An 11,428-nucleotide genomic window follows, 5' to 3' on the forward strand; every position below is an offset into this window, starting at 1 on the left:
ACATCCCTCGCGTGTCGGTGGGCGTGTTTTTTTTTATACCCCCCCCCCCCCCGCCCCGACCCGCCCGTCCCCGGGGGGCCCCCCCCCCCCACCCCCGCTCCTCAAACGCCGGAGGGGCTGATTCTTCAACCCGTCCGGCGATTGAGGACGAGGCCGTTCAGGCCGAAGCTGGGGTCTGGGGGCGGCAGCCCCCAGAATCGGGACGGGTAGGGGCGGAGGTGGCGAGAGACGTTGTTATGGGCGCAGGGCCCGTAGCAGCAGGTCGGCCAGGTGGTCGGCGACCTCCTGGGGGGCCAGGGGGCCGTCGGGGCGGTACCACGTGGACAGGTGGTGGACCGAGCCGAAGTGGTAGTCGACGACCAGGTCGGCCGGGGTGGCCGTGGAGAAGACGCCCTTCTTCTGGCCCTCCTCGACCAGCGCGCGGAACCGCTCGTGATAGCGGCGCCGCTCGGACCGCACCTGCTTGAGCTTCTCGGGCCCGAGGTGATGCATGGACCGGAAGAAGATCGACGCGTCGTCGAGGTTGTCGATGGTCGTGACGACCACGTCGGCCGCCGCTCGCCGCAGCCGCTCCTCGACCGGCGCGTCGGCGTCCGCGAAGGCGTCCAGCCGCTCCTGCTGGAGGCGCAGCACGCGCGCGTAGACCTCGTGCAGGAGGTCGTCCTTGGAGCCGAAGTAGTGGTACAGCGCCCCCTTGGTGACGCCGGCCGCCTCGACGATCTCCTGCACCGAGGTGCGGTCGTAGCCCTGCTCGGCGAAGAGCCGGGTGGCGGCGGCGAGCAGCCGCTGCGGGACGGGCGTGCCGTCACCGTCTGTCGTCCTGGGCACTGCCGCCACCTGCCTTCCGTGCGTTCACATCGATGTCCGTCGTCTGCGGGAGTCCTGGAGACTACTGGGAGTCCTGGGACCGGGAACGCAGTTCCCGACGAAGGATCTTCCCACTCGCCGTCTTCGGCAGTTCGGGCAGGATCTCCACCCGCCGGGGATACTTGTAGGCGGCCAGTCTCTCCTTGCAGTACGCGGCCAGCGCTTCGGGGTCCTCGGTGGCTCCCGGGCGCAGGCTGATGTACGCCATGACGGTCTCCCCGCGGTAGCCGTCGGGGATCCCGACGACGGCCGCCTCGCGGACCGCCGGGTGGGTGTGCAGGACGTCCTCGACCTCGCGAGGCCAGACCTTGAAGCCGGACGCGTTGATCATGTCCTTCTTCCGGTCGACGACGTAGAGCCAGCCGTTCTCGTCCATGAAGCCGATGTCGCCGGTGTGCAGCTCGCCGTCCGGGAAGGTCTCGGCGGTGGCCTCGGGGCGGCGCCAGTAGCCGGGCACGACCTGCGGGCCGCGGACGAGTATCTCGCCCTGCTCTCCGAAGGGGACCTCCTGGCCGAGGTCGTCGACGATGCGTACGACCGAGTCCGGGCCGGGAACGCCCACGGCCAGGGTGCCGGAGGCCGGGTCCACCGGTGCCTCCAGGCCGGGCGGCACGGAGGCGCAGGGCGCGGTGCACTCGGTGAGCCCGTAGCCGTTGCGGATGTACGGTCCGAAGCCGGCCCGGAACCGTTCGACGAGGGCGGGCGGCAGCGGGGCCCCGCCGGAGGAGATGTTCACGAACGAGGAGAAGTGGTCCGGCGTGACGTCCGGGTGGGCGGCCAGCGCCATGAACGCGGTCGAGGGGCCGACGGTGTAGAGCGGCCGGTGTTCGGCGAAGGCGTCGAGGACGACCCCGGACTCGAAACGGTAGGCGAGGACCAGTGTGCCCGCGCTGTCGAGGCAGGCGGCGAGCTGGCAGACCATCCCGGTGATGTGGAAGAGCGGCGCCATCGCGAAGTACACGGGCGCCTCGGGCAGCGCGAGGCCGGTCCGCTGCCGCTCGGCGTTGTACATGATGTTGCCGTGGGTGTTGGTGGCTCCCTTGGGGGTGCCGCTGGTGCCCGAGGTGTAGCTGATCAGCGCGATGTCGGACGGACCGAGGGTGCGGTCGCCGGGAGCCTTGTGGCCCTGCCGGGCGACGGCGAGGAGGTCGTCGGCCGCCTCGTCGAGCGGCAGCCGCCCGAAGGCCAGCACGCGCGGGTCGTCCCGGGTCTGGAGGTCCTTCTCGCAGGCCGTCAGGACGACGCGCACCGGCGAGTCGGCGGCGGTCTCGCGCAGGTACGCGTCGAAGGCGCGGTCGGAACAGACGAGGGCGGCCACCTCGGCGTCGTGCAGGACGTGCCGGACCTCACCGGACTTGTACATGGGGTTGACGGGCACGACCGTCGCGCCGGCCTTCCACGCGCCGAGCAGGGCGAGCACGAAGTGCGGGGAGTTCTGGAGCATGATCGCCACGCGGTCGCCCCGTTCGACGCCCCGGGCGGCGAGGTGTCCGGCCACGGAGTCGCTCAGCTCGTCGAGCTCGCGGTAGCTCAGCCGGCCGTCGAAGTAGGCGAGGGCGGTGCGGTCGGGGGTGTTCGCGACCACGTCCGTGAGAGCGTGCACGAGGGTGTCGGCGGGGTTCACCGGGCCGCGCTGGGCCTCGCTGAGCAGGGCCACCCAGGGTTTGTCGGCGTAGCGGGTCACTCGGTGGTCTCCCACTTCTGCTGGAGGTGGTTCATGTTCGTCATCCAGCGGTCGGGGTCGGCGGCGCGTGCCTGGTAGTACCCGGCGACCTCGGGGTGCGGCAGGATCAGGAAGCGGTCCTCCTCGATGCCCTTCATGAGCGCGTCGGCGACGGCCTCGGGCTCGATGGCGGTGGGCTGGAGCACCAGGTCGCCGGCGCTGCCGGTGGCCTCCAGCATGTCGGTGCGCACGCCCTGGGGGCAGATCGCGTGCACCTTCACACCGCGGTGGCGGTACGTCAGGGACAGCCACTCGGCGAACGCGTAGGCGCCGTGCTTGGTGACGCTGTAGGGCGCGGCGCCGATCATCGTGAGCAGTCCGGCGGCCGAGACGGTCGAGACGAACCGGCCGCCGCCGCGCTCCAGCCAGTCCGGGAGCAGCGCCTGGGCGGCGCGCACATGGGCCATGACGTTGACGTCCCAGGCCAGGGCCCACACGCTGTCGTCGGCCGCCTCGGAGCCGCCCGAGCCGACTCCCGCGTTCGCGCAGTAGACGTCGACGGTGCCGTCGAGGGCGTCGCGGGCCTCGGCCACGATCCGGGAGGCGTCGCCGACGACCGCTATGCCGCCGATCTCGTCGGCCACGGCCTTCACCTTGGCGGCGTCGAGGTCGTTGACCACGACCCGCGCCCCCTCGGCGGCGAAGCGGCGGGCCAGCGCTGCCCCGATCCCGCCCCCCGCTCCGGTGACGACGACTCCCGCACCCTGCATGGCTTCCACCACGGGTCTCCTTCGACGCGACGTGACACGGCTCTGCTGCGACGCCAGACTAACCAGTCGGTATGTAACAAGGGAAGGGCTCCAGGCAGCCGCACGGACGGTCCGGCCGCAAACCCCGCCACGAGTCCACACAGGGCCGCCGTGTCCGGGCCCTGCGAAGTTCCCCCCGGAGCCCTTAGCGTGCCTGTGCCAGCCTTCCGCGATCACGGAGGTCCCATCATGCGCATGTCCCGACGGTCCCTGCTCGCGGCCGGCACCGCCGCGGCCGCCCTGACCCCCCTGCCCGCCGGGGCGGCGGAGCGGCCCGCGCGCTCCGGCGCCCGGCTGCGCACCGGTTTCGAGCGTCTGGCCGGGGACGGGTACGCCCTGCTCGACGGCGGCCGTGTGGGCATCGTCACCAACCCGACGGGCGTCACCCGCGACGTCCGGCACATCGTCGACGTCATGCACGCGGACTCCCGCGTGGACCTGACGGCGGTCTTCGGCCCCGAGCACGGATTCCGGGGCACCGCGCAGGCGGGCGGGTCCGAGGGACGCTACGACGATCCGGCGACCGGACTGCCCGTCTACGACACGTACCTGAAGAGCGGGCAGGCGCTCGCGGACATCTTCACCGCGTCCGGCGTGGACACCGTCGTCTTCGACATCCAGGACGCGGGGGCGCGCTTCTACACGTACATCTGGACGCTGTACGACTGCATGGAGGCGGCGCAGCTCGCCGGGAAGCGGTTCGTGGTCCTCGACCGGCCGAACCCGGTCACCGGGCGCTCGGCCCAAGGGCCCGTCCTGCACAAGGAGTTCGCGACGTTCGTCGGACGGCAGCCGATCGCGCAGGCGCACGGGATGACGGTGGCGGAGCTGGCCCGGCTCTTCAACGGGGAGTTCCTGGCGGCGCCGGTGGAACTGGAGACCGTGCTCATGTCGGGCTGGAGCCGCGACCGGTTCTACGACGCCTCGGGGCTGCCCTGGGTGCCGCCGAGCCCGAACATGCCGACGGCGGACACCGCGCTGGTGTACTCCGGGACCTGTCTCTTCGAGGGGACGAACCTGTCGGAGGGCCGGGGCACGACGCGCCCCTTCGAACTCCTCGGCGCGGAGGGCGTCGACGGGCGCTGGGCGGCGACGGCCGGTGAACTGGCCCTGCCCGGCGTGCACTTCAGGGAGGCCTACTTCGCTCCCACCTTCTCCAAGTTCCAGGGAAAGACCATCGGGGGCGTCCAGATCCATGTGCACGACCGGACGGCGTACGAGCCCGTCCGCACCGGGATCGCCCTTCTGGTGACCGCGAGGAAGGTCTGGAGCGGTTTCGCCTGGCGTTCCGACAACTGGATCGACAAGCTGACGGGCTCGGCGCTGGTGCGCACGATGATCGACGCGGGTGCCGGTACCGACGAGGTCGTGGCGGCCTGGCAGGACGAACTGGAGGCCTTCCGCAAGGTCCGGAAGCACTACCTCAGCTACAAGTAGGCCCGGGCCGCTTCCACGAACGAGTGAATGCGTGACGGATAGGTCGTCATGTATGGCCAACTTTCCCCGCCGGGTGGACGATGCGCCCATATCGCACCGCCCGCGGGGTCAGGGGGCCTGACATGACGGAACCGGCAGTGAGTGTTTCTCCCTACTGGGAGCTGACGTTCGACGCGGACGGTGACGTGGACGGCCGAGAACGGGACCGGTGGCTCCAGGAGGTGCCGCGGCGAAAGGTCCGCGACCTGATCGTCTTCACGCACGGCTGGAACAGCGACCGTTCGGCCGCCACCCGCCTCTTCAGCGAGTTCTTCGCGCCGGTTCCCGAGCTCGCGCCGGCGGCGCGCCTGGGATACGTGGGGGTGGTCTGGCCCTCGATGCGGTTCTCGGACGAACCGATCCCGGACTTCCCGAGGCCGGTGGCCGCCTCCCTCGCCCCGGACAGCGCCTCGCCGCTCGGCAAGGACACCCGGCACGCCCTCCTGGAGGTGTTCCCCGGCCGGGCCACCGTGGTCGAGCAGATAGCCCGGCTGCTCGACCAGCAGCCGGACGACGAAGCCTCGTTGGAGGAGTTCGGCCGTCTCGTACGGCTGCTCGTCGAGGTCCGGCCGCAGGGACCGCAGACCTCGTTCGCGGCGGACACCCTCGCGGAGGGCGTCCCGGAGAGCGATCCCGAGATGCTCTTCGGGGACGCCACGACGGTGTGCGGCGAGTTCGCGCGGGCGCTCGCCGGGACCGAGGCCCCCGGCGCCGGGACGTTCGCGCCGCCCCGGCTGTGGGACGGGGCGCTGGAACTGCTGCGCCAGGCGACGTACTACGCGATGAAGAGACGCGCGGGCACGGTCGGCGAGCGCGGGCTCGGGCCGGCGGTCGGCCGGCTCGCGGCGGTGGCGCCCGATGTCCGCGTGCATCTGGTCGGGCACAGCTTCGGCGGCCGGCTGGTCTCCTTCGCGCTGCGCGGGCTGCCCCCCGGAGTACACACCGTGAAGTCGGTGACGCTGCTCCAAGGAGCCTTCTCGCACTACGCGTTCGCCGCCCGGCTGCCCCACGATCCGCGCGCGAGCGGTGTGCTGGACGGCCAGTACCACCGGATCGACGGCCCGCTGGTGTGCTGCTACTCCCACTTCGACTCGGCGCTCGGCACGGTCTACCCGCTGGCCTCGCGGATGGCGGGGGACGACCGGTCCGTCGTGGCGGACTTCGGCATCGGCCGTGCGCTCGGCGCGCAGTGGGGTGCGATGGGCCACGACGGGGTGCAGGCGGTGCCGGGGACGAAGTCGTTCACGCTCGCCGAGGCGTTGCGCACGCGGCTTCCGGTCTCGGGGTGCGTGAACGTCGACGCCGCCTCGGTGGTGCGCCGGGGCGGCGCCCCGGCGGGCGCGCACAGCGACATCTGCCATCGCGAACTGGCCCAGGTGGTGCTGGCGGCGGGCCGCGTCCGCTGAACCGCCGCCGCTTCGGCACCGAACCGCCCTGGGGCGTGCCCCAGGGCGGGTCCGACCTAGGAGCGGTTCCGCCGGCGCCGTTGTGTGCCCGTGCTCATCGGTGCGAGGTGTACTCGACGACCTGCTGGAAGGTCGGCCGGTTCTGCCAGGTGATCTTGCCGTGCTTGATGCCGCCGAGCGTCCGCTGGACGATCGAGTCGGCGCACCACTGGTCGCCCGCCGAGCACTGGTCGTCTCCGGGGTAGACGGTCGCCGCGGTCTTGCCCGCCGCCTCCTTCAGCGAGCCGATCAGGAGGTCACGGCAGGCGGTGAGGCTGCCCCCGCCGCAGTACGTCTGCGACAGGCCGCCCTGTACGGGCTCCCCGAGCACCTTCCGGATGTCCTTGTCGACATAGCTCCACCAGCCGTACTGGAAGGAGCTTCCGGCGTGCGAGCCGGTCGGTCCGTGTCCGGCGGACGGCGCCTCGTCGACGGGGAGGTTGTTGCCGAACGCGGTGTACAGGTCGCTGCCGAGCCCCGGCTGGAACTCCGCCTTCACCAGCAGCGGCCACCAGGCGTCCAGGATGCGGATCGCGTCGGCGTCGGCGTAGGTGTGCGAACCCGAGGAGGTCTCCTTGCGCTTGGCGCCCGCCGTCACCCACGCGGACAGCTTGCCCACGGCCGCGGCGGCCGTGGAGTCCGTGACCGGCGAGCTGTTGACGACCTTGAGCAGGCCGGGGAGGACGTCCTCGGCGCGCAGATCGGCGAGTGCCGCGTCGGCCATCGCCTTCACCAGCGCGGACCTGGTCACCCCGCCCGCCGCGACGAGCTTGGACACCCGGTCCTCCAGCAGGTCCCCGCGGTGCACGGAGCCGTCGCCCCAGGAGGCCGTGGTGTAGCCCTTGGCCTGCTTGTTGTTCCAGGAGATGTAGTAGTCCTGGTCCACCGAGTTGGGGTGCGCGGACGCCGGGGTGTAGGAGGCGGTGTTCGTGGCCGGGTCCCAGTTCTGCCACTCGTACGCGGACTGCGCCCACACGGGGAACTCCGCGTCGACCCCGCCCGCCCGTACCGGGTTGTCCCCGCTGTTGTAGTAGGCGGTGTGCGCCGAGTCCGCGTAGAACCAGTTGAAGGTGTAGTTGATGTTCTGCACCGCGCTCTGGAAGGTCGCCGGACTCTTCACGAAGTCGGGGTCGTTGAGCATCTGGAAGCCGATGATCGAGTCGGCCTCGTGCAGGTAGGAGGTGCGCAGGGTGGTGTACGCGACCTTCTTGCCGCCCACCGTCGCGCGGTACTCCACGGGCCCGTACTTGGTGCGGTAGACCTGCATCCGGTACGAACCGGCGGCGGTGCCGTCGGCGGTGGTCGGCTTCCAGGAGTTGGTCCGCTCGACCTTGTCCATCGCCGTGCAGGTGCCGTGGTAAAGGTAGTGGTAGTCGTCCTGGCACAGTTCGACGGCGTACGTGTCGATGATGTCCTGGCCGGAGGTCGTCGCGCTCCAGGAGTAGTCCTGGCCGCGGCCGAGTTCGACGTACATGCTCAGGCCCGCGAAGGAGGCGCCGCGGGCGCTGATCCCGGGTCCCTGGATCTCCTGGAGCATGAGGAGCTGTGGCGCGAAATAGCCGGTCTGCGGGCCGAAGACGGCGATCGGGTGGCCACTGGCGGTGTGTTTGCCGCTCACCACGAGGGCGTTGGACATACCGCGCTTGGCGGAGGTGAGCGAGGTCGTGGCCGCGGTCGCCGAGGCGCCGGTGGCGCTCGCGGTGGCCGCGCTGCCGGTGCGGTCGTAGACCAGCGGCTCCTGGGTCACCGAGCCGGCGTCGGGCAGGGCCTGGCCCTGCGCGCTGTCGGGCTTGGAGGCGTACGGGAAGCTCTCGCCGCCGTGCACGGTGAGCGCGGCTTCCGGGTCGTTGCGCTCGCGGAAGGACTCCCAGACCTTGGTGCCCTCGGTGACGCCGTACTTGGACTGGGCGGCGAGCAGGGAGATGGCGTTGTTGACCTCGCCGCCGCCTCCGGAGCCGAAGAGCGAGCCGATGACGGATGCCAGCGCGACCAGGTCGGTCAGCTTGAAGTGGTCGATGGTGCCCGCGTTGGTGATGGAGTCCTTGTGGCCGGTCAGGACGTACTCGCCGGGGAAGTAGCGGCCGCTGTCGGAGGCGTCGATGTAGGCGTTGATGCCGTCGATGTAGGCGTTCGCGTCTGCGAGGGCCTGGGTGCCGCGGGCTCCGGCCTTGCTGGTCGCGCTGTCGATCTGAGCCTGCAGATCGGCCTCGGTGTAGGGCGCGCTGCGCCAGAACTCCTGTTCCAGGCCCTGGTTGGAGGGCGCGCCGCCGGCGAAGCTGGTGAGCTGGCCGCGTCCGACGTGCCGGAAGACGTCCATGAGCCACAGCCGGTCCTGGCCCGCGGCCCACCCGGCGCCGTACTCGGTGCCGTAGCGGGTGGTGCCGGTGATGTGCGGGACGCCCGTCTTCTTGTCGCGGACGATCGTCACGTCCGTGCGGCCGCCGGGCTTGGTGGTCGACTCGACCTGGCCCGAGGCGACGCCGAAGGAGGCGTCGTTGAAGAAGTCGTTGATCTTGGTGTCGGTGAGCGTGGAGTAGCCGGAGGGCAGGTTGCCGTAGAGGCCGAGCTGGTCCTCTGCGTGACTGGGCTGGGTGCCGAAGATCTGGTTGAGCAGGATCTGGGCGAGGGTGGCGTTGCCGTTCTCACCGGGCGGCAGGATGTCCGAACACTGGCCGCCGCAGTAGTCGTTCGCGGCCACGGCGGCCGAGGTGTCCGCGGCCGCCGCCGGGGAAAGCGGCGACAAAAGACCGGCAATGAGCACGCATAGGGATGCCGCCTTGAGGAACTTGGGGAATCTGCGGGGAGTTCTCAGTCTGTCCAAGGTGGTGCGTGTGGTGCTGGGTGCCATGTCAGCTCCTACGAACGGGGGTGGCCGGACGTTACCGCCGGTATCCCCGCGTTTGAAGATGAACATGCGTCAGTTTTTGGATTCACGGTGAGTGAGGGCGCGCCGGAGTTCCGGCGGCCGGCCGACGGTGACGGGAGGCGGGCTCAGGACACTCGGCGAGTGGTTCGCGGGGGTCGTCGAAAAAATTGGATGGAGCCGAATCGCTTGTCGATACGTCTACTCGACGACGTCCGTACGGGACGGCGCCGAAGTGACCGGAGTACAGGTGCAGGTGTGACGGAGGTGCAGGACGATGGCCGGTTTCCGGAGTCTGGCGAGACAGGCGCGAGATACGAGGTGTGATCTGGCACTGCGGCGGTACTCACTGCGCAAGTGCCTGGAGAGGTTCGCCCCTTACGGGCATCGGGCGACCTGGGACCATCTGTGCTCCCGGGCGGGGTTCGACCCCGAGGACCGCTCCCCCGATCCGGCGCGGCTCGTGGCCGCACTGGACGAACTGGAGGAGGCCCGCTCCGTCTGGCTCGCCTACGAGGTCGAGTTCGCCAAGCGCCGCAAGAAGGAGAAGCACGACGGGCTGCGCAGGCCGGGCACCGTCGACGACTGGCACCGGCTGACCTGGGGCGGCTTCGGCGTCGCCTGGTGCGACAACCCCCGCGTCCACCCCCATGAACCACTGGCCGAGGTGCTGCGCCGGCTGATCGCGGCACTGGAGCGCGAACCGGGCACCGGCTGCCCCGTGTGCGCCGGTGAGCGCCTTGTCTGGATGTACGACCTGGCCCACGAACCGTCGTCGGGCCCCGTCTGCACGAGCTGCGGAATCGTGGTGCCGCGGCCCGTCCTGACCCCGGAGGCCCTGGCCGGCGCCAGGCGCGTCCGGCTGCTCGTTTCCGCGTGAGCACCCCGCCCGGCCGAGCGGCGCGCCCGCGCGGCCGGGTGCACTTCGGAGGCGCGGGGCGGCGACGGTAGCAGCAGGAAATCCACTGGTTCCAGCCGTTTCTCCGCCGGACAGTTGGGGGCGATGAAACACGGCTGAGCAACCCGAGGAGTTCCCCATGTCGACGCTGCGCGTCACCGCCGAAGTGCTGACCGTCCACGAGCATCCGAACGCCGACGCGCTCGAACTGGCCCAGGTGGGCCTGTACCGGGCCGTGGTCGCCAAGGGCGCGTACCGCACCGGCGAGTGGGCGCTCTACATCCCGGAGCAGTCCGTGCTGCCGGCCCCGCTCATCGAGGAGCTGGGGCTGACGGGGCGTCTGGCGGGCGGTTCGGCGGACCGGGTCAGGGCGGTGCGGCTGCGCGGCGAGCTGTCGCAGGGGATCGTGTGCCGCCCGAAGGCGCTGGCGGACGTGGACCTCGCGCGGGCCGCCGAGGAGGGCACGGACTTCGCGGAGTTCCTCGGCATCGCGAAATGGGTCCCGCCGATCCCGCCCACGATGAACGGTGATGTCGAGGCGGCGCCCGATCTGCTGCCCTGGGTCGACATCGAGAACATCCAGCGCTACCCGGACATCTTCACCCCGGGCGAGCCCGTCGTCGTGACGGAGAAACTGCACGGTTCGGCCTGCCTGGTGACCTACCTCGCCGACGAGAACCGTGTCCATGTGTCCTCGAAGGGCTTCGGCGCCAAGTCCCTCGCGCTGAAGGAGGATCCGCGCAATCTGTACTGGCGCGCGGTGCACGGACACGGTGTCGCGGAGGCCGCCGCCCGGATCGCCGGACGCCTCGGCGCGCGCCGCGTCGGCATCTTCGGCGAGGTGTACGGGGCCGGTGTGCAGGATCTGTCGTACGGCGCCGACGGCCGCCGCGAGGCGATCGGTTACGCCGTGTTCGACGTGTCCGCGGAGATCGACGGCGAGGTCCGCTGGCTGGACGCGCAGGAGCTGCTGGCGGGTGAACTCCCCCTCGTACCAAGGCTGTACGAGGGGCCGTACGACGTCGAACGCGTCCTGGAGATCGCCTCCGGCCGGGAGACCGTGTCCGGCCGCGCCCTGCATCTGCGCGAGGGCGTCGTGATCCGCCCCGGCGCTCCCGCTCCCGACGGGCCGGAGGGGACCTTCGTCGCCGCCGAGCGGTACAGCCCGGTGACGGGCGGACGGGCCATAGCGAAGGCGGTCAGCCCGGCCTACCTGACCCGCAAGGGCGGCACGGAGTACGAGTAGCCGCGGCCACCGGACGTCAGCGGCAGTCTCCCGTCGCCGGATTTCCGCGCGGCCCGGGTTCGCACGCCGCCGCCGGCCTCCGCTCCTGCGGGGCCGGCACCGGCCGCGGGGGGGGCCGCGCCCCCCGCCCCCCCCCCGGCCCGGTCCCGTGGCCTTCCGTC

The 11,428-nt window shown here is 71.1% G+C and carries 8 protein-coding genes; 4 read left to right on the plus strand and 4 right to left on the minus strand.

Annotated features, from left to right (window positions below):
* Positions 1 to 234: 234 nt before the first annotated feature.
* The 3 genes from ACFXGX_RS24865 to ACFXGX_RS24875 form a co-directional block, all read right to left on the minus strand.
* The gene (locus tag ACFXGX_RS24865) at positions 235 to 828 is read right to left on the minus strand and encodes a TetR/AcrR family transcriptional regulator (protein WP_328454182.1); all 594 of its coding nucleotides are present in this window, start codon (positions 826 to 828) and stop codon (positions 235 to 237) included.
* A 61-nt stretch (positions 829 to 889) separates the two neighbouring features.
* Positions 890 to 2,551: a class I adenylate-forming enzyme family protein gene (locus ACFXGX_RS24870; protein WP_384795045.1), complete on the minus strand. Its 1,662-nt coding sequence runs from the start codon at positions 2,549 to 2,551 to the stop codon at positions 890 to 892.
* Positions 2,548 to 3,312, minus strand: coding sequence for an SDR family oxidoreductase (locus ACFXGX_RS24875; RefSeq protein WP_384795047.1), 765 nt, complete (start codon positions 3,310 to 3,312; stop codon positions 2,548 to 2,550). Before ACFXGX_RS24875 ends, ACFXGX_RS24870 begins: the two co-directional genes overlap by 4 nt.
* 216 nt (positions 3,313 to 3,528) lie before the next feature.
* On the opposite strand from ACFXGX_RS24875, the gene ACFXGX_RS24880 reads away from it, so the two are divergent.
* Positions 3,529 to 4,776, plus strand: a complete 1,248-nt coding sequence (locus tag ACFXGX_RS24880; RefSeq protein WP_384795049.1) for an exo-beta-N-acetylmuramidase NamZ domain-containing protein — start codon at positions 3,529 to 3,531, stop codon at positions 4,774 to 4,776.
* A 122-nt stretch (positions 4,777 to 4,898) separates the two neighbouring features.
* Positions 4,899 to 6,221 carry a serine-threonine protein kinase gene (locus ACFXGX_RS24885; protein ID WP_384795051.1) on the plus strand — a complete coding sequence of 441 codons (1,323 nt, stop codon included), beginning with the start codon at positions 4,899 to 4,901 and terminating at the stop codon, positions 6,219 to 6,221.
* Between the two features lie 94 nt (positions 6,222 to 6,315).
* Here ACFXGX_RS24885 and ACFXGX_RS24890 read toward each other — a convergent pair whose 3' ends face one another.
* Entirely contained in the window at positions 6,316 to 9,108 is a 2,793-nt protein-coding gene (locus tag ACFXGX_RS24890) for a penicillin acylase family protein (RefSeq protein WP_384795053.1), read from the minus strand.
* Between the two features lie 292 nt (positions 9,109 to 9,400).
* On the opposite strand from ACFXGX_RS24890, the gene ACFXGX_RS24895 reads away from it, so the two are divergent.
* Both ACFXGX_RS24895 and ACFXGX_RS24900 read left to right on the plus strand, forming a co-directional pair.
* On the plus strand, positions 9,401 to 10,003 hold the full coding sequence (locus ACFXGX_RS24895) for a hypothetical protein (RefSeq protein WP_384795055.1): 603 nt from the start codon (positions 9,401 to 9,403) through the stop codon (positions 10,001 to 10,003).
* A 157-nt stretch (positions 10,004 to 10,160) separates the two neighbouring features.
* The gene (locus tag ACFXGX_RS24900) at positions 10,161 to 11,267 is read left to right on the plus strand and encodes an RNA ligase (ATP) (protein WP_384795057.1); all 1,107 of its coding nucleotides are present in this window, start codon (positions 10,161 to 10,163) and stop codon (positions 11,265 to 11,267) included.
* The last annotated feature ends 161 nt before the right edge of the window (positions 11,268 to 11,428 follow it).

It is taken from the genome of Streptomyces sp. NPDC059371 (assembly GCF_042751995.1).
Lineage (GTDB): Bacteria > Actinomycetota > Actinomycetes > Streptomycetales > Streptomycetaceae > Streptomyces.

What these genes read in the sequence shown, in the direction of transcription:
- ACFXGX_RS24895 (WP_384795055.1), top strand. Translation starts at nt 9,401, where the DNA reads ATGGCCGGTTTCCGGAGTCTGGCGAGACAGGCGCGAGATACGAGGTGT.
- ACFXGX_RS24900 (WP_384795057.1), top strand. Translation starts at nt 10,161, where the DNA reads ATGTCGACGCTGCGCGTCACCGCCGAAGTGCTGACCGTCCACGAGCAT.
- ACFXGX_RS24880 (WP_384795049.1), top strand. Translation starts at nt 3,529, where the DNA reads ATGCGCATGTCCCGACGGTCCCTGCTCGCGGCCGGCACCGCCGCGGCC.
- ACFXGX_RS24890 (WP_384795053.1), bottom strand. Translation starts at nt 9,108, where the DNA reads ATGGCACCCAGCACCACACGCACCACCTTGGACAGACTGAGAACTCCC.
- ACFXGX_RS24885 (WP_384795051.1), top strand. Translation starts at nt 4,899, where the DNA reads ATGACGGAACCGGCAGTGAGTGTTTCTCCCTACTGGGAGCTGACGTTC.